The organism is Nocardiopsis sp. MT53 (assembly GCF_019598965.1).
GTDB lineage: Bacteria > Actinomycetota > Actinomycetes > Streptosporangiales > Streptosporangiaceae > Nocardiopsis > Nocardiopsis changdeensis.
In genome coordinates this window covers 1,654,373-1,674,453 of sequence record NZ_CP080599.1, presented here as the reverse complement: position 1 = coordinate 1,674,453, position 20,081 = coordinate 1,654,373, and the positions used below count along the sequence as shown (strand labels likewise).

Annotated in this window: 21 protein-coding genes and 1 tRNA gene; 13 read left to right on the top strand and 9 right to left on the bottom strand. The window is 70.8% G+C overall.

What is annotated here, in order from left to right; all coding sequences use genetic code 11:
- Positions 1 to 10: 10 nt before the first annotated feature.
- A tRNA-Lys gene (locus tag K1J57_RS07205) sits at positions 11 to 78 on the top strand.
- 330 nt (positions 79 to 408) lie between these two features.
- Here K1J57_RS07205 and K1J57_RS07200 read toward each other — a convergent pair.
- The 3 genes from K1J57_RS07200 to K1J57_RS07190 all read right to left on the bottom strand — a co-directional run bounded on the left by K1J57_RS07200 (position 409) and on the right by K1J57_RS07190 (position 2,938).
- Positions 409 to 930, bottom strand: a complete 522-nt coding sequence (locus K1J57_RS07200; protein WP_220563684.1) for a hypothetical protein — start codon at positions 928 to 930, stop codon at positions 409 to 411.
- A gap of 87 nt (positions 931 to 1,017) precedes the next feature.
- A complete protein-coding gene (locus K1J57_RS07195; protein ID WP_255647129.1) occupies positions 1,018 to 1,818 on the bottom strand; it encodes a hypothetical protein in 801 nt (266 codons plus the stop codon).
- A gap of 340 nt (positions 1,819 to 2,158) precedes the next feature.
- A complete protein-coding gene (locus tag K1J57_RS07190) occupies positions 2,159 to 2,938 on the bottom strand; it encodes a GntR family transcriptional regulator (RefSeq protein WP_220563682.1) in 780 nt (259 codons plus the stop codon).
- 30 nt (positions 2,939 to 2,968) lie between these two features.
- On the opposite strand from K1J57_RS07190, the gene K1J57_RS07185 reads away from it, so the two are divergent.
- Together K1J57_RS07185 and K1J57_RS07180 are read left to right on the top strand one after the other, a co-directional pair.
- Positions 2,969 to 3,424: an NUDIX hydrolase gene (locus K1J57_RS07185; RefSeq protein WP_255646873.1), complete on the top strand. Its 456-nt coding sequence runs from the start codon at positions 2,969 to 2,971 to the stop codon at positions 3,422 to 3,424.
- Positions 3,425 to 3,565: 141 nt separating this feature from the next.
- Positions 3,566 to 3,745, top strand: coding sequence for a DUF397 domain-containing protein (locus K1J57_RS07180; protein ID WP_220563680.1), 180 nt, complete (start codon positions 3,566 to 3,568; stop codon positions 3,743 to 3,745).
- 56 nt (positions 3,746 to 3,801) lie between these two features.
- On the opposite strand, the gene K1J57_RS07175 is transcribed toward K1J57_RS07180, so the two are convergent.
- Positions 3,802 to 4,278: a TrmO family methyltransferase gene (locus K1J57_RS07175; protein ID WP_220563679.1), complete on the bottom strand. Its 477-nt coding sequence runs from the start codon at positions 4,276 to 4,278 to the stop codon at positions 3,802 to 3,804.
- A 1,230-nt stretch (positions 4,279 to 5,508) separates the two neighbouring features.
- Between K1J57_RS07175 and K1J57_RS07170 the strand changes: the two genes are divergently transcribed.
- From K1J57_RS07170 to K1J57_RS07160, 3 genes are all read left to right on the top strand, one after another.
- Entirely contained in the window at positions 5,509 to 5,694 is a 186-nt protein-coding gene (locus tag K1J57_RS07170; protein ID WP_220563678.1) for a hypothetical protein, read from the top strand.
- Positions 5,691 to 6,275 carry a hypothetical protein gene (locus K1J57_RS07165; protein ID WP_220563677.1) on the top strand — a complete coding sequence of 195 codons (585 nt, stop codon included), beginning with the start codon at positions 5,691 to 5,693 and terminating at the stop codon, positions 6,273 to 6,275. The genes K1J57_RS07170 and K1J57_RS07165 overlap by 4 nt, the downstream gene beginning before the upstream one ends.
- Before the next feature lie 172 nt (positions 6,276 to 6,447).
- Positions 6,448 to 7,143, top strand: a complete 696-nt coding sequence (locus K1J57_RS07160) for an alpha/beta hydrolase (RefSeq protein ID WP_220563676.1) — start codon at positions 6,448 to 6,450, stop codon at positions 7,141 to 7,143.
- Positions 7,144 to 7,558: 415 nt separating this feature from the next.
- On the opposite strand, the gene K1J57_RS07155 is transcribed toward K1J57_RS07160, so the two are convergent.
- A complete protein-coding gene (locus tag K1J57_RS07155) occupies positions 7,559 to 8,206 on the bottom strand; it encodes a helix-turn-helix domain-containing protein (RefSeq protein WP_255646872.1) in 648 nt (215 codons plus the stop codon).
- A gap of 113 nt (positions 8,207 to 8,319) precedes the next feature.
- Between K1J57_RS07155 and K1J57_RS07150 the strand changes: the two genes are divergently transcribed.
- Both K1J57_RS07150 and K1J57_RS07145 read left to right on the top strand, forming a co-directional pair.
- Positions 8,320 to 8,862, top strand: coding sequence for a dihydrofolate reductase family protein (locus K1J57_RS07150; protein WP_220563675.1), 543 nt, complete (start codon positions 8,320 to 8,322; stop codon positions 8,860 to 8,862).
- A 39-nt stretch (positions 8,863 to 8,901) separates the two neighbouring features.
- Positions 8,902 to 9,747, top strand: a complete 846-nt coding sequence (locus K1J57_RS07145) for an alpha/beta fold hydrolase (protein WP_220563674.1) — start codon at positions 8,902 to 8,904, stop codon at positions 9,745 to 9,747.
- A 106-nt stretch (positions 9,748 to 9,853) separates the two neighbouring features.
- Here K1J57_RS07145 and K1J57_RS07140 read toward each other — a convergent pair whose 3' ends face one another.
- Together K1J57_RS07140 and K1J57_RS07135 are read right to left on the bottom strand one after the other, a co-directional pair.
- The gene (locus K1J57_RS07140) at positions 9,854 to 10,513 is read right to left on the bottom strand and encodes a hypothetical protein (RefSeq protein ID WP_220563673.1); all 660 of its coding nucleotides are present in this window, start codon (positions 10,511 to 10,513) and stop codon (positions 9,854 to 9,856) included.
- A gap of 92 nt (positions 10,514 to 10,605) precedes the next feature.
- On the bottom strand, positions 10,606 to 11,046 hold the full coding sequence (locus K1J57_RS07135; RefSeq protein ID WP_277615495.1) for an NUDIX domain-containing protein: 441 nt from the start codon (positions 11,044 to 11,046) through the stop codon (positions 10,606 to 10,608).
- 196 nt (positions 11,047 to 11,242) lie between these two features.
- Between K1J57_RS07135 and K1J57_RS07130 the strand changes: the two genes are divergently transcribed.
- The 3 genes from K1J57_RS07130 to K1J57_RS07120 all read left to right on the top strand — a co-directional run bounded on the left by K1J57_RS07130 (position 11,243) and on the right by K1J57_RS07120 (position 14,660).
- Positions 11,243 to 12,043 (top strand): hypothetical protein, encoded by an 801-nt coding sequence (locus tag K1J57_RS07130; RefSeq protein WP_220563672.1) that lies wholly within the window; start codon positions 11,243 to 11,245, stop codon positions 12,041 to 12,043.
- 309 nt (positions 12,044 to 12,352) lie between these two features.
- Complete coding sequence (locus K1J57_RS07125) at positions 12,353 to 12,760, top strand: MerR family transcriptional regulator (RefSeq protein ID WP_220563671.1); 408 nt, start codon at positions 12,353 to 12,355, stop codon at positions 12,758 to 12,760.
- Positions 12,761 to 13,160: 400 nt separating this feature from the next.
- Positions 13,161 to 14,660, top strand: a complete 1,500-nt coding sequence (locus K1J57_RS07120) for a SulP family inorganic anion transporter (protein ID WP_220563670.1) — start codon at positions 13,161 to 13,163, stop codon at positions 14,658 to 14,660.
- A gap of 129 nt (positions 14,661 to 14,789) precedes the next feature.
- Here the strand turns inward: K1J57_RS07120 and K1J57_RS07115 are convergent, their stop codons facing one another.
- The gene (locus K1J57_RS07115) at positions 14,790 to 15,044 is read right to left on the bottom strand and encodes a hypothetical protein (protein WP_220563669.1); all 255 of its coding nucleotides are present in this window, start codon (positions 15,042 to 15,044) and stop codon (positions 14,790 to 14,792) included.
- Positions 15,045 to 15,571: 527 nt separating this feature from the next.
- On the opposite strand from K1J57_RS07115, the gene K1J57_RS07110 reads away from it, so the two are divergent.
- Positions 15,572 to 17,536, top strand: coding sequence for a serine/threonine-protein kinase (locus tag K1J57_RS07110; protein WP_220563668.1), 1,965 nt, complete (start codon positions 15,572 to 15,574; stop codon positions 17,534 to 17,536).
- Positions 17,533 to 18,684, top strand: coding sequence for an FHA domain-containing protein (locus tag K1J57_RS07105; protein ID WP_220563667.1), 1,152 nt, complete (start codon positions 17,533 to 17,535; stop codon positions 18,682 to 18,684). The genes K1J57_RS07110 and K1J57_RS07105 overlap by 4 nt, the downstream gene beginning before the upstream one ends.
- 175 nt (positions 18,685 to 18,859) lie before the next feature.
- Here the strand turns inward: K1J57_RS07105 and K1J57_RS07100 are convergent, their stop codons facing one another.
- Positions 18,860 to 20,026: an undecaprenyl-diphosphate phosphatase gene (locus K1J57_RS07100; protein ID WP_220563666.1), complete on the bottom strand. Its 1,167-nt coding sequence runs from the start codon at positions 20,024 to 20,026 to the stop codon at positions 18,860 to 18,862.
- Positions 20,027 to 20,081: the final 55 nt, after the last annotated feature.

Below are 20,081 nucleotides of genomic sequence, written 5' to 3'. Positions count from 1 at the left end.
GGGCGTGGTGGGGCGTATCGCCGTGGTGGGAGCGGACTTTTAATCCGTGGGTTCAGGGTTCGAGCCCCTGGGGGCCTACCCACAAAACCCCAGTTCAGAGCCCCGGTTTCGATCCCCGATCCGGGGTTTTCCCGTCCCCGACACCCGCCGATCGCTCCGGACACGCTCCGCTGTCTTCGCCGTGTCTCTCACCTCACCGAGCATCCTCGCCGCACGCTCCTCCTCCGCGATCGCTTCCATGTTGTCCTCGCTCCGCCCTGCGCGAAGAGGGACCGCCCGCTCGGGTATGTGCCTGGATTGCGAAAGGCCCATTCGCAGTGGCTTGAGCTGCACCGATGAACTGGAGGGGGACGTTCCGATGGGGCCGCTCGCGGGCGGAACTGTAAGTCCATCCCGATGAAGGGCGGTTCAGTTCCTCATGGCCAGGTAAGTGCGAATGCGGTCGGCCAGCTCGGCGAACTCGTCCTTCACCGGTTCGGGCTCCACAGTCGAGGGCCTGGCCGGGTAATCGCTCGGCTCGGCCGGTCGCGGTCGGGGAATCATGGCAGGGCCGAGGTAGGGGCGAACCAGTGCTCCGGCGATCTGGTCGGGATCGGCGTCCACCGCATCCTCCGGTTCGAACAATGTGGGGCGGTCGCGGTAGGCCTGCTCCCAGAGGGTCGAGGCTGTGGACGCCCCGGCCGCCCAGATGTTCTGCGCCGGGAAGCCGGGAGGCTCGGCGAGCAGGTCACTGCCTCGCCTACCGTGCCCGGGGTTGCCTCCGGGCGTCGGTGCTGCGGGCAATGCGCGCGGTACTTGGCTGGGACGATCCAATCGAGGGCTGAAGATCGCCGCCAGGGCTGTGGCCAGTAGCGCTGCGGTCAGCGCCCATACGCGCCCGGCCATGCTGTGGCAGGGTCGACGATGGCGGCCGGTAGTAGGGTTTTCCATGGTCTCCTCCTGGTGGTTTCAGGTGGTGATCACGCCCCGGTCCGGTGTTCCAGCACCGGTCGGGGCACCTTCTTTTCTTTGCTCCCGTTACTTGCGGGATGCCGTCAGCGGTGTCGCATGAGTGGTCTGTATCTCCCTTTGGGCTCGGGTTTTGGCTACTCGGGAGGCGATCAGCGCGCGGCTGACACCGAAGCACTCGGCCAGCGCCGCGTAGCTCTCCCCGGCCTCGTGCCGTGCCAGCAGTTCGGTGTCGGGTACCCCCAGGTCCCGGGGCGGGCGGTGTCCGTAGCGGCGCACATGGCCTTCAGCTTTGCGCTGCAATGCTCGGCGCTTGCGCAGCCGGACCAGGTACATCACGTTCTGGTGCCGCGCCCCGGGGCGGTCATAGCCCCAGAGCAGGGACGGGGTCTCGCCCTCGTGCCACAGGGCCAGGAAGGCGCGGCGGGCTCGCCCCAACGTGCGGGTGAAGGCGGCGGGGTCCATGTTCAAGGAGCGTTCGGCGCTGCGCCGGTCCTCGTGCTCGGCCAGAGCGATGAGCACTTCGCGATGAGCGGGTTTCAGGGCGGCCCAGATCTGCGCCAGGGCGAGGCGGTCGACGATGTGGTCCTCGTGGGAGTGGGCCGGCGCCGACGCACTGGTCCAGTAGCGGACGAACGCCCGGGAGAGCAGGGCTTTGTCCTTGCCGCCCAGACCGCGGACCTTGAGATCCTGGTAGTGCTGGGCCTTCATCGCCTTCCACCCGATGGCGATCAGCTCCGTCTCCTCCGGGCGCTCGTGGACGAGATGGAGGTGTTCGGTGATGGCCTCCCACGCGGTCTCCGCGCGGTGCACCGGGTCCATGGCGTCCACCCACCGGCACTCCCGCGCCGCCCATACCGCCAACCGCACCACCTGGAAAGCCGTGTATCCGTGCCCCACCGGGTCATCGGCTCGGGGCGGTGGCAGCAAAGGACCGAACTCACTCGACCCGCGCGGAGCACGCGCGGTCGACCCGCCCCTGCCGACTCCCACCTGTGTCGGTTCGGGGACGCCATCTTCCGTGGCGATCGGTTTCGGCATCGAGACGACGGCAGCGTTCACGGAGCACGCTCCAAGAGGGCCGGGATTGGTGGAAGAGCCATCACATATGTATGTGCCTAACTCATGTACTCATATATATGAGTGTGAGATCAGGTTGCCTCACTCATGTACATGAGTCAACCCCGTTGGCGAAGAACCCGGAAAACCCTCAGTCCACAGCGGGGATGCGGTAGTCGAGCACGAACTGATCCGCCGCCATGATCGTGTCGCACACCTCCACCACACGCCCGGCGGTGGTCACGGCGTTGCGCGTCAGGTGGAAGACCGCGGAACCCGGGCTCAGGCCCAGCGCGCTCGCCTCCTGCTTGGTGGCCAGCCGCGCCCGCACCGTCTCGGTGTACTCGGCGAACTCATGGCCGTGTTCTTCGAGCCGTGCGTAGATCCCGCCACCTCCGGGGTTCTCCTCGAACAACTCCGGGATGTCCCGGGCCACGTCCCACGGCAGGTACGACGTGGCCTCCTCCGTGGGCGTGCCGTCGCTGAAGTACAGGCGTCGGCGGGCCAGGACCTTGTCGCTTTCATCCACGCCCAGGCGCTCCGCGATCTCGGCGGGAACGGGCACCGGGCCGATGGACAGCACCTGCACGGTCGGCTCGACCCCGGCCTGCTCGGTCTCGGCGATGTAGGCGGCCTTACCCGCGCGACGGTGCGAGCGCCGGAACCGGTCGGAGGACTTGCGGGTGACGGGCGGGCGCGACTTCACGAACGAGCCCTTGCCCTGGAAGGTCTCCACCAACCCAACGGTCCGCAACTGGGCGATGGCCTTGCGAACCGTGCCCGCCGAGACGCCGTAGCGCTCCACCAGCACCGTCTCGCTCGGAATCTCCGCTGCCGGAGCCAACCTTCCGGTCGTGATCTGCTCTTCGATGTCGTCCGCGATCTGGAGATACCGGGGCTTACCGGACCGCGCCCCTACAGTGCTCGCCATGGTCCTTCCGTACCTCCTATGCTCCTGTACATGAGTAACAGCACCGGAGACAGGCCGTCAACGCCGCTGCACTCGGTGTCCGTCGCCGGAGCCGTCCTCGACGAGGACGGCCGGTTCCTGGTGATCCGCCGTGCCGACAACGGACGCTGGGAGCTCCCGGGTGGGGTTCTGGAGCTCGCCGAGGCCCCGGAGGACGGCGTGTGCCGGGAGGTCTGGGAGGAGACGGGCATCCACGTCGAGGTGGACCGCCTCACCGGCGTCTACAAGAACACCGCCCGGGGTGTCGTCGCCCTGGTCTTCCGCTGCAAGCCCTCCGGCGGCACAGAGCGCCCCTCCGCGGAATCCACCGAAGTTGCCTGGCTCGCCCCCGCCGAGGTGTCCGAGCGCATGGGCGAGGTCTATGCGGTCCGTTTGCTCGACGCCCTGGACCCCAACACCCCCCACGTCCGCAGCCACGACGGCCAACGTCTGGCCAGAGGTCGGTGACCTCTTGGGACCGCACCGCTGCTGACCGCTTGAACGACAAGGACCACTCAGGCCGGTAGCGCACATGACCAGGCTCCCGTAGCGGTCCCGCGACCTGATTCGGTCCCGGATCGCCGCACTCGACTGAGGAGGGTTTTCCACATGAGCACCCAGAGCCTGCCTTGGCGCAAGTCCAGCTACAGCAACGAGGCCGGGACCTGTGTGGAGGTCTCCGAAGGTCCGGTGACGCGTGTGCGCGACAACCAGAACCTCCACGTGGAGCCGCTGGACTTCACCCCGGGAGCGGGGGCCCACTTCCTCAGAGGCCTGCACACCGACTGACCGCTGGTGCCCGCCGAGGCCGGCTGGCACTGCGCATTCACCGTTGTAACTCGATGCTACGTGTTCGAGCGCTTCTCCCAGTACCGGCTGAGCATTTCTCCGGGCCAGGAAGGCTGGCCGACCTCTCCGCGCGGTCCGAACTCGGTGAACCACGGGGCGATGTCGTAGACCGGAGTGCCGTCGACCGCGTCCAGGTCCTCCACGTGCAGGTCGCGGCCTTCGACGCTCAGCAGGCGGGGGTGGGAGACCGCGATCCTGGCCGGGCGCCGGTGGTTGCGGTGGACGAACGTCCCCGTCTCCGGCCAGGCCGGGTTGTTGCGCGGGTGGCGTGCCCCGAGGTGCACGTCGGCGTCTGAGCCCTTGCTGAAGTGCCACACGACTTCGAGGTGGCTGAACTCCTCCAGGCCCTTCAACGTGTCCAGGGGCAGGTCTTCGTTGAGGCGGATGACGGACCGCACACCGCCCCAGTAGTCGTCACCGACCTCGAACCGGCCGCCGATAATGGTGGCGACGGGGGAGAGCGTGATCTCCACAGGTGTTCCCTTCACACTGGGGGAGAGGCTGGATCAGGGTATATCGCGCAGGATTTCGGCTGCGCGGTGATCGAGCTCGTCGACAGCACGGACGCCCCGGTTCCAGAACGTGTCGAGTATCGACCTCATGGTCCTCATAGTGTTCATCGCCCGGCCGGAGCGCATGCCCTGCATGGAGTCCAGGGTTTGTGACGACGTCGAGCAGGCGGCTTCGATACTGCTCGAACGGACCTTCCAGAGCAGGGATGGCTACTGCGCTCGAGAACTGGTCGACTCCCCCTCGCCGTGGGACAAGGCTCCTGAAGAAGCTCGTGGTCGACTGTGGCCTCGACCGCTCCGAACTTCCCACGGACCTGGAGAAGAGACTCCTCATGGCCATCCGCGCCATCGTTACTGCCTCGCTTGAGCCTGTCCGAAATTGATCAGCTCGCTTCTGCATGGCGGTGAACGGGGATCTCAGGAGTTCACAGATGCAGAGGGCGGGTCATGGGGAGCCGGGCTGTAAGAGGACAGACCGCATCGGTCTGTCGGCAATCCCTGTAGGGCGGAGAAGGCTGACGGCAGAGCGGCTGTTGTGGCCACAACGGGGGTGTTTCTCCGTCCCTCGGCTCGTGTGGCGTTGAGGCAGGAGAACACATGAATGACGGAGTCCCGGCCACCTGCGAGGTGGCCGGGACTCCGTGTCGTGTCCAGAACAAGTCTGGAACGCGTGGCCTTCGTATCGAGACGAGGCCCACCTGAGGTCCCGTCTCCCGGGGTGCGAGGTCTCCAGTCCCGCGCCCTGGGCATCCAGCCGAGCCCTCAAGCGTTTCCGTATTCCCTAAGACGGGAATTCGGTCGACCGAAACCGGCGCAGCGGCCTCGGGTCGACGTGGTGATCTTTCTACCCGGAAGGGCTGGTTTCAAAGATCGGGAACGTCACAACATGGCTTCAGTGCATCGCGGCAACGGTTCTGAACATTTCTGAACGCTACTGGCCGGTAGCGATGGGATGGAGTCACAAATATTAACAATCGTGACTTTAGGGGGCATGTAGGTCAGATGGTACAAAATCCTGATGTGTGCGTGGCGACCGTCTCCGGCATGGGGTACTTTCCCGTTTACGGTTCCTCGGTCGCATCCCTACCCGCTTGCGGCGTCTCCAGAACTACAGCCGCAGTCGGGCGCTTTATAGGGCCCTGTGACCATCCAGCCGATCTGGTCCTTTGTTTCCTATGACGAGGAATTTCCATGACTGCTGTCTTCACCCTTGACGCGGTCACGGGCCGCGTTGTGCTCGTGATCGTCGTGATCGTTCTCGCCCTGGTCCTGCACCTGCAGGGCCAGGACCTGGCCACCGCCCTGCTGGTGGCTGTGGCCGGACTCGCCCTGGCGGGCGAGGTCGCGCACCGCATCCTGGCCAAGGAGTCGCGATGACGTACTCCGTCCGCCACCAGGTCCGCTGCAACCGGTTCGCCGTCAGGGACGGGGCCCTGCCCCGCAACATCCGCATGGCCCCCGACGGCACCCTGTGGGGAGAAGTCCAGGTCGTTCCCATCCACGAGTCCCTCAGTGTGGTGGTGCACGGGTACTCGCACGACGAGACCGCCGCTCAGAACGCGGGGAGCATCCGCCGGCCCCGCCCCAGGCGCCGTCTCGCCGGTGCCGCGCCCGAGGACGTGCCCGGTTACCGCTTCAAGCCCGACCCCCTCGAAGCCAAGACCGTGGAGGAGTTCGTCGAGGCCATGCGCCGCTACCGCCACTGGGCGGGCAAGCCTTCCTTCCGGGAGATGGCCCGCAGGATGGGCGCCGGATCTGCGGCGGGGTTCTGCGAGGCGCTCAAACGTACCGACCGGCTGCCCTCCTACACCCTCCTCAACGCCTTCGTCGTCTCGCTCGGCGGAACCCAGGAGGACTTCCAGAGGTGGGCCACCGCTTGGCGCTCCCTCGACGGCAGGGTGGCCGGCGGCCCGTACATGATCGCCTTGCCCACCCGCCAAGGGAACACCTCGGCCTGACCCGCGACGCCCTCCTCCGTCGAACGACGGGGGAGGGCGCCCCAGTGAAAATAACTGCCGCGGGCCATGTGCACGTCTTGCCCGCCCGCCGACGTTAGGCGCTCGGCCGGCGGCGTTCTGCCATCAGCCGAGACCCTCGCGCCTACCGTGGTATGGGCGCCAAGATCGTTGTATGCAGCCGACCTTCGTTCTCGTGCACAGCCCGTCCGTAGGTCCTTCGACCTGGCGCCCCGTGGCCGAATGCCTGACGGCGACGGGATACCCGGTGCGGTTGCCTTCCCTGCTGGACATAGGCGCCGGCGCTCCCCCGTTCTGGCCCCGTATCGTCAGCGCCGTCCGCGACGACCTCCGGCAGGTTCCGGCCGCCAGCCCTCTCGTATTGGTCGCGCACAGCAACGCGGGCTTGTTCCTTCCGCTGATACGTTCGGGCCTCGACCGGCCAGTGGTCGGTTCTGTCTTCGTTGATGCCGCGCTGCCGGCCCGATCCGGGCCGACCCCCGTCGCCCCACCACGGTTGTTGGAGTTCCTCCGCCCGATGGCCATGAACGGCAGGCTTCCGCGCTGGACCGATTGGTGGGACGAGGCAGAGGTCGCCTCCTTGTTCCCGAACCCGAAGGTGCGGCGAACGGTCGTCGAGGAGCAACCCACCCTTCCGCTGTCCTACTACGAGCAGAACATCCCTGTTCCCGAGGGCTGGGACGACCACCCTTGTTCGTACCTGCTGTTCAGCCCCCCGTATGCAGGTCTTGCCGCCGAGGCACGCGAACGCGGTTGGCGTTCGGCGCACCTGCCCGGAACGCACCTCCACCAGATCAGCGATCCTGTCGGCACGGCCCGGCACCTCGTCGGACTCGCCGCTACGGCCTGATCCGCTTCCGGTGGTCATGCCCCTTGGGTGGTTTCACTTCGTGAGCACACTGTTCCGGGCCAGGTGCGATGGAGGCGTCGGCGCGGGCTGGAAACCCAACGGGTTCGGTCCGTGGCTCGGGAGGTGGGGCGGTTGCTCCGGTGCTGGGGAGCCGGTGGTGCCGGGTGGGCCTGTGTGGTGTCGGCGCTGCGGGGCGATGGGGGATATATCGGGGCATGGTGGGGCATATCGGCACGACGGGAGCGGACTTTTGATCCGTGGGTGAGGGGGCGAGTCCTTGGGCCCTACCCCTTTCCACCTGGGCGTTCCTCTTCTGGGAGGGGCGCCTTTCGTCGTTTCCGGGGGCGGGGAGCCCGTGGGGAAGCCTGGAGTGCGGGGCCGCTCCGGGGTGGCCGGGGTGTCGGCGTGGGCCGGGTCAGAAGCGGAAGGTCTCCACGAAGCCCGGGAGGAGGGCGGTGTCGCCCTCCACGCGCACGCTGCCGTCGGCCAGTGCCTGCTCCGGGGTCCTGGCGCCGGTCATCATGGCGTGGATCCCCTGTTCGGAGACCCTCTCGATGACGAGGTCCGGGGACGGGTGCGGCCCGATGGCGGCGGTCAGGACCCCTTCGTTGATCTGTAGGCGGATGGTGAAGTCGCCCATGCGGACCTCGTAGCCGACGGTGGCCTTCCCGGCGGCTTCCGGCCGGTAGGTGGTGCGGAAGGCCATGGCCACCGACTCGGCGGTGACGACCTCGCCGGCGCGGGGCCCGGTCATCGTGGAGGCGCCCCAGCGGCCGAGCGCGATCAGCGCCGGTTCGAGTTCGCGCCCGTACTCGGTGAGCTCGTAGACGACGGCGCGCTCGGGGTGGGGCAGCGCGCGGCGGGTGACCACGTCCGCCTCCTCGAGCTGTTTGAGGCGCGCCGACAGGATGTTGGTCGGGATGGACGGCAGGCCTTTGCGCAGGTCGGTGTAGCGCTGGGGCCCCGACAGCAGGTTGCGGACGATCAGCAGCGTCCAGCGTTCGCCGACCGTCTCCAGCGCGCGGGCCAGGCCGCAGAACTGTCCGTAGCTACGAATCGCCATGCCTCACACTCTACATCGAACTTCGCTTGACAAAGTGTGCTTGCAAAAGACAAGCTTGCTTTCGTGCTCGACCGGACGGTCGATCCACAGAGGAGTTGTGAGGAGTTGGGCGCATGGCGGCGCGCAAGATCGCGGCAGGGCTGTTCGTCTCGCTGGACGGTGTGGTGGAGGCACCCGAGACGTGGCACTTCCCCTACCTGAGCGCGGAGATGCAGGCGGCGGTGGGCGGGATGTACGCCGAGGCCGACACCCTGCTGCTGGGGAGGGCCACCTACGAGGCCTTCGCCGCCGTGTGGCCGCACCAGAGCGGGGAGATGGCCGAGGCGATCAACGGCATCCGCAAGCTGGTGGCCTCCACCACCCTCACCGGGGTCGACTGGGCGGGCGCGGAACTCATCGGGGGCAATGTGCTCGCCGCAGTGAAGGAGCTCGCGGAGCGGCCCGGCGGCACGGTCACGGTGGCGGGGAGCATCAGCCTGGTGCGCGCCCTGCTCGGGGCCGGCCTCCTGGACGAGCTGCGCCTGCTGGTCCACCCCCTGGTGGTCGGCACCGGACGGCGCCTCTTCCCCGAGGGCGCCGCCCCCGTGCCCTTGGACCTGATCCGGTCGGCCGTCCTGCCCAACGGCGTGCTCGACCTGACCTACCGTGCCGCCTGACCCTCCCCCCCCAGCCGAGAACCCAGAAGGAAGACACCGATGAACGACATCCAGACCCAGGGCCGGACCGGCACCCTCCAGGTCCCCGGTGCGAGCCTGCACTACGAGGTCCGGGGGACCGGGCCGCTGCTGCTGATGATCCCCGGCGCGCCCGCCGACGCCGGAGCGCTGGCCGGGCTGGCGGCCTGCCTGGCCGACCGCTACACCGTCGTCACCTATGACCAGCGCGGCCTGTCGCGCAGCACCCTCACCGGACCGCCCGCCGACACGGACGTCACGGTCTTCGGCGAGGACGCCCACCGCCTGATCACCGCCCTGGGCGACGGTCCGGCCTACGTGCTGGGCAACAGCGGCGGCGCGCTCACCGCCCTGGAGCTGGCCGCCCGCCACCCCGAACAGGTCCGCGCCCTGGTGGTGCACGAGCCGCCGCTCCCCGAGCTGCTGTCCGACCGCGACCACTGGCGGACGGTGTTCCGGCACGTGCACGAGACCTACCTCGCCCACGGCGCGGGTGCGGCGATGGGCGAGTTCATCACCACCGTGGACGGCCCCGACAGCGCGCCTCCCGCGATGCCCGACCCCTCGCAGATGCCGCCCGAGGCGCTGGAGATGATGGGCCGTATCCAGGGGAACCTCGACCACTTCCTGTCCCACGTCCTGCTGCCGGTGCTGCGCTTCACCCCCGACGTCGCGGCGCTGCGCTCCGGCCCGGTCCCCGTCACCGTCGGCATTGGGAAGGCCTCGGGCGAGGGCGTCCCCGTCCTCTCCTCGCGGGTGCTGGCCGAGCGGCTCGGCGTCGAGCCGCTCACCTTCCCAGGCGACCACCAGGGTCTGGCGACCGATGCCCCCGCCTGCGTGGAGCTCGTCCACGCGGCCCTGGCCTGACCCTCGCCGCGCGGGGGCGGCCGCGTCGTGCCCTCCGGCGGGGGCCCGTCGCGGCGGTCCCCGCCGGTCGGCGCGGGCCGGCCCTCCCCGGCGGTCGTCGGGGCCCTCAGGCCTCGTCGCGGTCCGCCGCGGCGGCCCAGCCGCGGATGTGGGGGTCGGGGTGGGCCCGGGCGGTCGCGCGTGTGCTCTCCAGGAGTCCGTGCAGGCGGGGCGGGTACGCCGTGCGGGAGGTGGGCAGGTCCAGCAGGACGCGGTGGCGCATCCGCAGGTCGGCGGTCTCGGCGAACAGCCGCATCGAGACCTCCAGCCAGGAGTGCTCGACGTCCCGCGTCTCGTCCAGGGCAGGATCGCGTACGCCGTCGGGCCCGTACGCGGGGGAACGGTCCGCGCGCAGGGGAACGTGGGCGCTGTACCAGGCCCGCACGGCGCCCGCCCGCTCGGTGTCCGTGCCGAACCGCAGGCGGTCGACCAGCGCCGCCATCACACGGCGGCGTCCGAAGGCGTAGACGGCCGGTTCCACGAACCAGCGGCAGAAGCTGGGGTCCGGGTCGTACACGGCCGCCGCCATCAGCGGGGCGAACAGTTCCTCGGGCAGGCCCGCCCGTTCGAGCAGGGGCTTGCGCACCCTGAGGGCGAGGCGGCGGGCGTGCCGGTGGTCGGGCTCGCCGGGGACGTCCTCGTCTTCGACACCCAGCAGCCGGGCCACTTCCGCCGCGCAGGTCAGGAATGAGCGCGGTTCCCCGCCGGTCTCGTCGTCTTCGGCCATGACGGCATTCTGGACCGGCCGCGCCGGCGGGTACAGGGCGGTCGGCGGCCGTACCCGGAGACCCGCGGAGCCGGTCCGCGGCCGAAGCCCGGTCACAGGCCGATGGCCGACTTGGGGCCCATGTAGGAGCCCGCCCCGGGGAACCCGTCCTCGACCAGCCGGGCGAACCGCTCACTGAAGCCCAGGCCGGTCAGGTCACCGGTTCCCACGAATTCCACGCCGCGGATCGGCCGGGTGTCCAGCCCCCTGGCGACCTCCCCGAGCGTGCCCCCGGTGCGCCGTACCTCGAAGGTCATGTGGACGACGTGCAGGCCCGTGTCGGGGGCGATGTGGTCGCACACGTACAGGAGCCGGTCCACCTCGACCTCCAGGCCGGTCTCCTCGCGCATCTCGCGGACCAGGGCGTCCCGTAGCGGTTCGCCCTCCTCGACCCGCCCTCCGGGCAGGCTCCAGCGGCGCGGGCCGTCGGTGTCCTGGTCCAGGAGCAGCACCCTCCCGTCCTCCACCAGGAGGCCCGTCACCCGTATGTCCATGCCCGGACCCTAGCCGGGGGAGGAGCTCGGTGAGCGGGCACCAGGAGATCCCGTACGCCCGGATCGGCGGCCGGGCCGGAGTATCCTGCTCCGCGCGTACCACACCCGTCCGATCGTGCGGTGGGACTCCGGGGCGCCGCGGTGTCGGGGGTCCGTGTGATCCCGGTCCGCCCACCGGAACCACCTGGAGGCGAACGTGTCCCACTACCGGCTCACCGTGGCCCTGCCGGAGCCGCCCGACATCTCGGCGGGTACCGCCCTGGGCGACGCGCTCCTACGGGACCTGCTGCCCCTGCTGGGGGAACCCGTCTACGCCGGGGGAGATACGGACCCGGCCGACCGCTGGTGGGACTGGTGGATGGTCGGGGGCCGGTTCGAGAACGGGTTCCTGTGCACCGACCCCGACCACTCCCTGATCCTGCCCGCCGAGGACGGCGATCCCCGCATGGTGACGGCGGCCCCCGTGTCCCTGCTCGACCTCGACGCGCAGCGGGACGCGCGGGCCCGAAAGGCGGCCGACCGGTGGGATCGCGCCAACGCCGTCCTCCGGCGCCGCCCCGAGACCGAACCCCTTTCCGCGTTCGTCCTGCGGGGCAGGGAACGGGCCGAACTGGCGTGCCCCGGGTCGACGGCCGCGCACGTCCGGACGCCGGAGTGGAGGATCGCCGAGGCCGAGCGGTCGGCCGCCCTGAAGGCCTACCACGCCCAGGACGCCGTCCGGGAGCTCAGGGAGGCCGGGCTCACGCACTTCCTCGGCTGTGCGGTCGACCACTACTCCGCTCCCCGGGAGGAGTTCGTGGAGGAGGCTCGTTGGAGCGCGGTACCGGGGTGGGCCCTCATCGACACGGGCGGGGCCTGGCACGGCATGGAGCACCTGTCCGACGCCGGCGACGACGAGGCGCGGCGGGCCCTGCGTGAGCACCTGCGCCACATGAACACGCTCTTGGACGCCCTGCCCGGTGACGCCTACCTGGTCACGGTCGACCTCCACGCGTGACGGGCCGGGGGAGCGGCCGTCCGCTCCGGGAGGGGCGCGGCGGGACGGGCGCCGACCAGGGCCTGTCCCGAGACCGGTCCAGGGGCGGGCCGGGGGGATGGTAGGCCGGGGGAGGAGCCGGCGTTCCGGGGCGGGCCGGGGGGCGTCGCCCCCGGCGCCACCGCCCTCCGCCGGGGTGGAGGGGGCGCACCGCCCGACGCGGCACGGCGTCCTCCGCGTCCGCGGGCGCGCTAGCGTTGCCCGCTACGGGGCCGACGCCGAAAAGGCGACTCTGACGTTAGAGTAGAAATAAGGACGAGGAGCACAGCGATGCCCGAAGCGGGTCACATGCAGATCGGCGAGGTCGCCGAGCGGACGGGCCTGTCCCTGCGGACCATCCGCTACTACGGGGAGGTCGGCCTGGTCGAGCCCTCGGCCCGCTCCCGCGGCGGCTTTCGCCTCTACACCCAGGAGGACGTCGACCGGCTGAACCTCATCAAGCGGATGAAGCCGCTGGAGTTCAGCCTCGACGAGACCCGCGACCTGCTGGAGACCCTGGACCGGCTGAACGCGGCCGGGACGGAGCAGGGCGAGCGCGAGGCCCTGAGCGAGCGGCTCGACGCCTTCGAGGCCGCCATCACCGCCCGCTGCGAGGCGCTGCGCGGCCAGTTGGCCATGGCCGAGGAGTTCGCCGGGCGGCTGCGCGAGCAGCGGGAGCGGAGCGGCGCGGCCAGGTGAGGACGCGGCCGCGGGGCAACGGTGCCCGCGGCCGTCCGGGGCGGGTGCCGGGGGCGCGGTGTCGGCCCGCGCGATGTCGTCGGCCCGGTGTGCCCGGCGGGGGTTCCCGCTGTGACGGTCGCCTCAGTCGCTCTACGTGACTCGAACCCTAACGTAAGGGTAAGTTTGGTCCAGGCTGTTCGCCGCGCCTGAACGCGGGACGGCCGACCGCTTCCCGACCTGCCTCAGGGGCACGGTCGGGTCTGCGGCGACGAGCCCTGCCCGGGGCGCCACGAGCGCCGGACCGGGCCGGGGGCCCGAGCCTTCCGCTGTCGTGCGAGCCGCGGACGCGCCGGCCCGCGCCGTCGCCGACCACCTGACCCGAACACCGCGGTCCTCGCTGTGGGCTGCCCGAAACCTGATGGGTTCCATGAATCCGCCCGTGAAGAAACCCCGGTCGCTGAAGTCCCGCATCCCGGCCGCCGCGCAGCTGCGCGCGGACGTGCTCGCCGGGCTCGTCGTCGCCCTGGCGCTGATCCCCGAGGCCATCGCGTTCTCCCTCATCGCGGGGGTCGACCCCCGCGTGGGCCTGTACGCGTCCTTCGTGATGGCGGTCTCGATCGCCTTCCTGGGCGGCCGCCCGGCGATGATCTCCGCCGCCACCGGCGCCATGGCCCTGGTCGCCGCGCCCCTGTCCATCGAATACGGCGTCGACCACCTGATCGCCGCCACCCTGCTGGCCGGGCTGATCCAGATCGGCCTGGGCCTGGCCGGGGTCGCCAAGCTGATGCGGTTCGTGCCGCCCAGCGTGATGACCGGGTTCATCAACGCCCTGGCCATCCTCATCTTCCTGTCCCAGATGCCCTACCTGGCCGACTTCGACATCCCCGTCTACGTGATGGTCGCCGTCGGCCTGGGCATCGTCTTCGGCCTGCCCTACCTGACCAAGGCCGTGCCCGCTCCGCTGGTCGCGATCGTCGTGCTCACCGTCGCCACGATCACCATGGGGATCTCCACCCGGACCGTGGGCGACGAGGGCGAGCTGCCCGACTTCCTCCCCGTACCGCTGATCCCGGATGTCCCCTTCTCCCTGGACACCCTGGTCCTCATCGCGCCCTACTCCCTCACCCTGGCCCTGGTCGGGCTGATGGAGTCGCTGATGACCGCCAAGGTCGTCGACGACCGCACCGAGACCTCCTCGGACCACGGCCGGGAGGCCCGCGGCCAGGGCATGGCCAACATCCTCGTCGGCCTGTTCGGCGGCATGGCCGGCTGCGCGATGATCGGGCAGACCATGATCAACGTCTCCTCCGGCGCGCGCACCCGCGTCTCCACCTTCCTGGCGGGCGTGTTCCTGATGGTCCTGTGCGTGGGGTTGGGCGACATCGTCGGACTGATCCCCATGGCCGCGCTGGTCGCGGTGATGATCTTCGTGTCCGCGGTGACCTTCGACTGGCACAGCATCGCCCCGGCCACGCTCAGGCGCATGCCCTGGAGCGAGACCCTGGTCATGGTCATCACGGTGGCCGTCGTCGTGGCCACCCACAACCTCGCGCTGGGCGTGATCGCCGGGGTCGTGGTGTCGATGGTGCTCTTCGCCGGCAAGGCCGCGATGCAGGCCGACGTCACCAGCGTCCTGGACCCCGACGGCGGCACCCGGGTGTACTCCGTCAGCGGCGAGGTGTTCTTCGCCTCCAGCGGCGAACTGGTCGGCCGGTTCGACTACACCGAGCAGGGCCTGGACAGGGTGGTGGTGGACATGTCCGCCGCCCACGTGTGGGACTCCTCCGCCGTCGCGGCCCTGGACCGTGTCCGCGAGCACTTCCGCGGGCACGGGGTCGAGGTCGAGGTCACCGGCCTCAACGAGTCCAGCAGCAGGCTGCACCGGGAGCTGTCGGGCACCCTGACCGGCGGGCACTGACACGCCTCGCGGACCGGGCGGGGGTCGTCGGGGTTCCGGCGGCCCCCGCCGTTCCGTTTCCCCGGGGCGGTGGTGCGCCGGTGTCCGCCGGGGCGGGGCCGCCTGTCGGCGGCGCGGGCGCGGCGGGGGTCACGGCGCGAGCGAGCGCAGGGCCTTCAGGGTCTCGGACCATTCCCCGATGCAGCGGCTCAGCGCCTCGCGGTCGGTCGCCCCCACCGCCCTCTTCTGCTCGCGCACGTCGATCACCCGGTCCAGCCAGCACTGTTTCTCGTGCTCGTCCCGGGCCCCGTCGTGCAGGGCGACGTAGCGTCCGGCGAGCTCGTCGCCCACGGCGAGGAACGTCCTCTGCAGCAGTACGAGGTCGGCGCTGTGGCGATGGACCAACGGGGGGTCACGTCCCATCGTGTCGGGAGGGCTCCGGCGACGGTGGCGGCCGACCCCTCCGACCGGAACGGGCGTGTCCCACCCGGGGGAGGAGGAAGGGCGACAGGGCACCAGAATACTACTCTTACGTAAGAGTAGGTAGAGGTTCCCGAGATGTGCGTACGGTGACGTGCGGGCCGGAACGAGGTCGTCGGTGTCGAGGGCGGCTCAACGCACGGCTCGGAGGCGGCCGCCCCTGTGCGGAGGCAACGATCAGGGGGCGGCGCGGGTGCCCGTTCCGGGGAGTCGGCCCGTGGGTGGCGCCCCGTCCGGTTCCGCGGCACCGGCGCCGGCGGTCGCGCGGGACCGGCAGGGGATTCGCCGGGGCGCGGCCCGGCATCCGGCGGCCGTATTCACGGAGACGGCCGTGCGGTCTCCGCCGAACCAGAATGGCCGAAGGCCGTTCTTCTCGCCTTCGATATCCGGAATCCCGGAACTTTTGCCCTGTGGTCGGGATCACCCTGTTCTCGAGAGAGCAGGAGGCGGAAGTGGAACCACTGGGCCCCGAGGATCCGCGGGAGATCAACGAGTACCGTCTACTCGCCCGGCTCGGCGAGGGAGGCATGGGCGCGGTCTACCTCTCCCGGACACGGGGCGGCCAACCGGTCGCCGTCAAGGTCATCCGCGGGGCTTTGGGAAGGGACCCCGAATTCCGCAGGCGTTTCGAGCAGGAGGTGCGGGCCGCGCGGAAAGTGCGCGGTTATCACCTGATCGCCGTTCTGGACCACGACGTTTCCGGGAAGACCCCCTGGCTGGCCTCGGAGTTCGTCGCCGGGACGTCCCTTTTCGAAACACTCCGCTCGCACGGGCCGCTGCCGCTGCCGGACGTGTTCCACCTGGTGGGCTGCACGGCTCGGGCGCTCCAGGCGATCCACCTGGCCGGGGTCGTGCACCGGGACCTCAAACCCGGCAACATCATGCTGGCCTCGGACGGGCCCAAGGTCATCGACTTCGGCATCGCGAAGGCCGCTGACGCCACCCAGTTGAGCAGCGGGGTCATCGGCACCCCGCAGTACATGTCCCCCGAGCACGCCCGGGGCGAGCGGGTCGGGCCGGAGAGCGACTTCTTCTCCCTCGGACTGATCGCCGCCGTCGCCGCGACAGGCCGCCACCCCTACGGCGAGGGCGGCGGTATGACCGTCAGCACCCGCATCGCCAACACCGACATGCGCCCCCCGGACCTGAGCGGCTACCCCGCCGAACTCCTGCCCCTGCTCCAGCGCTGCCTGACCGCCGATCCCTCCGCGCGTGCCGGGGCAGAGGAACTGGCGGCGCTGTGCCTCCACCGTTCGGGACGCGACCCCGGGGACCACGCCGGGTGGCTGCCCGAGCCGGTGCTCCGCGAGGTCGAACGCCGACAGGCGGAGGCGGAGGACCCGCCACCGCCGCTGGACGACCCCACCGTCGACACCGGCCCCCGGGTCCCACGTCCCTCCGGACCGGCCGATACGACGGTGGGCCCGGCCGCCGACCCGGCCGCGGCCGGACACGGGGCGGGGTCCCCCACCGGTTCCACCGCCCAGGTCCCCCCGGGCGGCGCACCGCCCGGCTCCCACGGCACCTCGGGCTCCTATGGCGCCCCCGGCTCCCACAGTGCCACCGGTCCTCACGGCACCACTGGTCCCTATGGCACCTCGGACTCCCACGGCACCCCCGGCTCTCCCAATGTCACTGGTCCCTATGGCACCCCCGGAGACTCCGGCACCTCCGGAGACTCCGGCACCCCCGGAGACTCCGGCACGCCCGGTGCTCCGGGGGCCCACCCGGGGTACGGGGCGCCCCCGGCCTTCGGGAACACCGGTGCCTTCGCGCCCCGCCCCGCCCCGGCCGCGTCCCCGTCGGGTCGTGTCGCGGTCCCCCTGGCCGCCCTCGGCGCGGCCGTCGCCCTCCTCCTCGGCTTCCTGCTGGTCCGGCCCCTGCTGAACGGTCCGGACGGTGGCACGGGGGAGGACCCCGGAGCAGTGGCCGCCTCCGGGGGGAACGAGACGGACGACACCGGCTCCTCCGGGCCGACCGCGCCGGAGACCGAGCCGGAGCCGGAGTACGAAGTGCTCGTCGAGGCACAGCCGCTGACCATCCGGCCCGGGACCGAGGACTCCGGGGTCGACCTCGACGTCCCGCAGGTCGACACCACCGACGTGGACCACGACCGCGACGAGATCCTCGTCCGCCCCGGGCTCAGCGGGGACCGGTGGGATTTCAAGACCACCTTCGGGATCTCCACCGACACCACCCCCGAGGGCTGCCTGTCGTCCTCACAGACCAACGCCCTCCCCGGGCAGGTCGAAGGCGAGGACTTCGCGGAGACCCTTCCGGAGGGCTCGGCCCTGTGCACCGTGACCGGCGAGGGCGAACTCGCGATGTACGAGATCACCGACCTGGTCGACGTCGGCGACGGGTACTACGAGATGCCCGAGGTCCAGGGGACCTTCACCCTCTGGAGCATGCCGTGAACCTCGACGACATCGAGGCGCACCTCGCCCCCTCCCCGGACGGCGCCGACGCCCTCGTGGACCTGTCCAACGTGGTGCGCAACGACCGCTTCGGCGGACCGCACCCCCGCTCGCTCGACCGCCTGGGCATGGTGATCGAGGCGCTGGCCCGGCGCACCAGCGACCGGCGGGTGCGCGTCCACGCCCTGGCCGACCGCAGCCTGCGCCACATGCCCCGGGAGTACCCCTCGCCGCGGGAGCCGCGGCTGCTGGCGGAGTGGATCGACCGCGGGACGGTGGTCGAGCTCCCCGATGTGGACGGGCCGCTGCTGGAACTGGCCGAGGTGACCGGTCTGCCGGTGGTCTCCGACGACGGGTTCGCGGACTTCCGGGAACTGCACCCGTGGATCCAGGGGGACACCGAGCACTTCCTGGGCGTGCGCCCCCGGGCCGGGGGCGGTGTCTCGGTGAAGCGGCGGAACATGGGGGTGCGCAGCCCCGCCGAGATCTCCCGCAAGGTCGAGGAGTCCGACCTCAAGGCCCACCGGCTGCTCCAGGGGCGCGAACGCGCCCCCATGGTCCACGTGCTCAAACGGTCCTGGCGCTGTCCCAGGCGCGACTGCTCCCTGTACGACCGGAACAGGGGCTCCCGGGTGCGGCTGCCGCTGATGCGCGGCATGCGTCCGGTGTGCGAGGCGCACCGCGTGGAACTGGCCGACGACGGTCCCCGGCCGCCCATCGTCCAGCTGAAGCTGATGGTCGACGGCGCCTGCGTGCAGCGCTTCACCCTGGAGCAGGACACCGTCGTCACGGTGGGGCGCGCTCCCGGGGAGGGCGGTCTCGCCCTGTACGGGCACCTGCCGGGTGACCTGCTGGCCCGGGTCAGCAGGTCGCACCTGGAGGCGACGGTGCGGGACGGCACCGTCCTGGTGCGCAACCTCAGCGGCAACGGGACCCGGGTCCGGCGGCACGGCTCCCCGGACTGGAGCCCGGTGAGCGGCGTCCGCGCCACCGGGCTCGACATCAACGACGTGGTCGAGCTGGTCCCCTCGGTCACCCTGACCCGCAGCGCCCGGAAGTACCCGCCGGAGCTGGCCCGCGCCTGGCAGGCGGCCGCGAGGCGGGTGCCCCGGGACGTCCAGGAGGAGACGGTCGTGGAGAAGGGGTAGGCGGGCGCACCGGCCGGGGGCGGTGTCCGGCCCCCGAGGCGGGCGGGCCGCCGCCGGAAACGGCCGGGGCCGGCCTACGGGCGGTCTTCGGCCAGGGGCGCGCGGGTCTCCCCGCAGCGCACCCCGGAGCGGGCCCGGGGCGCCGTCGTCACGGCGGCCCCGGGCCGGATCCTGCTCAGGGGGTGGGGTCGTACTGCTCGCCGGTCATCGGGTTGGTGGCCAGCCCCGTGGCCGGGTCGTAGTCGACGTCCATGCCCAGGTCCGGGTCGTGCAGTAGCCCGGTCTCGGGGTTGCGCGGCAGCCCGGAGGCGGGGTCGATCTCCCAGCCGGTCACCGGGTCGGTCTGCGGGGTCCCCTCCTGCCCGGCGACGCCCTCGGACGGGTCGGCGGAGGGCTCCGGGGAGGGCGCGGCGGGGGACTCCTCCGACGGCGGGGTCCCGGTCTCCTCCTGCTCCTCCTCCTGCCGGGGGGCCTGCTCCTCGGCGACGACCTCGCTGCGCCCCGCCTGGGACTCCGCGCCGCCCTGCGGGTCGAGCGCGCCCCAGCTCACCAGGGCCAGGATGACGATGCCCAGGCCCACGCGGTAGTAGACGAACGGCATGTAGCTGTGCGTGGAGATGAACTTCATCAGCCAGGCGATCACCACGAACCCGACCACGCCCGCGATGACCGTGCCCACGATCGTGGCGCCCCATCCGGCGTACTCGCTGTCGCCGATGTCGGTCAGCTTGTACAGGCCCGCGCCGAACACGGCGGGCAGGGCCAGCAGGAAGGCGTACTCGGCCGCGTCCTTGCGGTTGAAGCCCATCAGCATTCCACCGGTGATGGTGCCGCCGGAGCGGGAGACGCCGGGGATCAGGGCCAGGGCCTGGAAGAGGCCGAAGCCCAGGCCGCGCGGGATGTTGAGGTCCTCCAGCGTGCGGTGCTTGCGGGAGTAGTGGTCCGCCAGGCCCAGGAAGACGCCGAAGATGATGAGGTTGAGCGCGACCAGGCGCAGGTCCCGGAAGACGCTGTCGATCTGGTCCTCCAGCAGCAGCCCCAGCACCACGATCGGGATCGAACCGAGGATGACGTACCAGCCCATGCGGGCGTTGACGTCGCCGCGCAGGCGGCGGTCGAACAGCGACCTGGTCCAGGTGGACAGGATCGCCCAGATCCGCTGGCGGAAGTAGATGACGACGGCCAGTTCGGTCCCGATCTGGCTGACGGCGGTGAAGGCGGCTCCGGGGTCGGGCCAGCCGAAGAAGGCGGACACCACGCGCAGGTGCCCGCTGGAGGAGATCGGGAGGAACTCGGTCAGGCCTTGGACCAGGCCTAGGACGATGGCTTCGAGAATGGACACGGCAGGGTCTGCTCCGGGTTGTCGCGGTGGCGTCGCCGGGTGGGAAACCAGGGGG

Bases quoted from the DNA above. Each gene is read 5' to 3' on its own strand.
- K1J57_RS07200 (WP_220563684.1), bottom strand. From the start codon at position 930: ATGGAAAACCCTACTACCGGCCGCCATCGTCGACCCTGCCACAGCATG.
- K1J57_RS07190 (WP_220563682.1), bottom strand. From the start codon at position 2,938: ATGGCGAGCACTGTAGGGGCGCGGTCCGGTAAGCCCCGGTATCTCCAG.
- K1J57_RS07185 (WP_255646873.1), top strand. From the start codon at position 2,969: ATGAGTAACAGCACCGGAGACAGGCCGTCAACGCCGCTGCACTCGGTG.
- K1J57_RS07180 (WP_220563680.1), top strand. From the start codon at position 3,566: ATGAGCACCCAGAGCCTGCCTTGGCGCAAGTCCAGCTACAGCAACGAG.
- K1J57_RS07170 (WP_220563678.1), top strand. From the start codon at position 5,509: ATGACTGCTGTCTTCACCCTTGACGCGGTCACGGGCCGCGTTGTGCTC.
- K1J57_RS07165 (WP_220563677.1), top strand. From the start codon at position 5,691: ATGACGTACTCCGTCCGCCACCAGGTCCGCTGCAACCGGTTCGCCGTC.
- K1J57_RS07160 (WP_220563676.1), top strand. From the start codon at position 6,448: ATGCAGCCGACCTTCGTTCTCGTGCACAGCCCGTCCGTAGGTCCTTCG.
- K1J57_RS07155 (WP_255646872.1), bottom strand. From the start codon at position 8,206: ATGGCGATTCGTAGCTACGGACAGTTCTGCGGCCTGGCCCGCGCGCTG.
- K1J57_RS07150 (WP_220563675.1), top strand. From the start codon at position 8,320: ATGGCGGCGCGCAAGATCGCGGCAGGGCTGTTCGTCTCGCTGGACGGT.
- K1J57_RS07145 (WP_220563674.1), top strand. From the start codon at position 8,902: ATGAACGACATCCAGACCCAGGGCCGGACCGGCACCCTCCAGGTCCCC.
- K1J57_RS07140 (WP_220563673.1), bottom strand. From the start codon at position 10,513: ATGGCCGAAGACGACGAGACCGGCGGGGAACCGCGCTCATTCCTGACC.
- K1J57_RS07135 (WP_277615495.1), bottom strand. From the start codon at position 11,046: ATGGACATACGGGTGACGGGCCTCCTGGTGGAGGACGGGAGGGTGCTG.
- K1J57_RS07125 (WP_220563671.1), top strand. From the start codon at position 12,353: ATGCCCGAAGCGGGTCACATGCAGATCGGCGAGGTCGCCGAGCGGACG.
- K1J57_RS07120 (WP_220563670.1), top strand. From the start codon at position 13,161: ATGGGTTCCATGAATCCGCCCGTGAAGAAACCCCGGTCGCTGAAGTCC.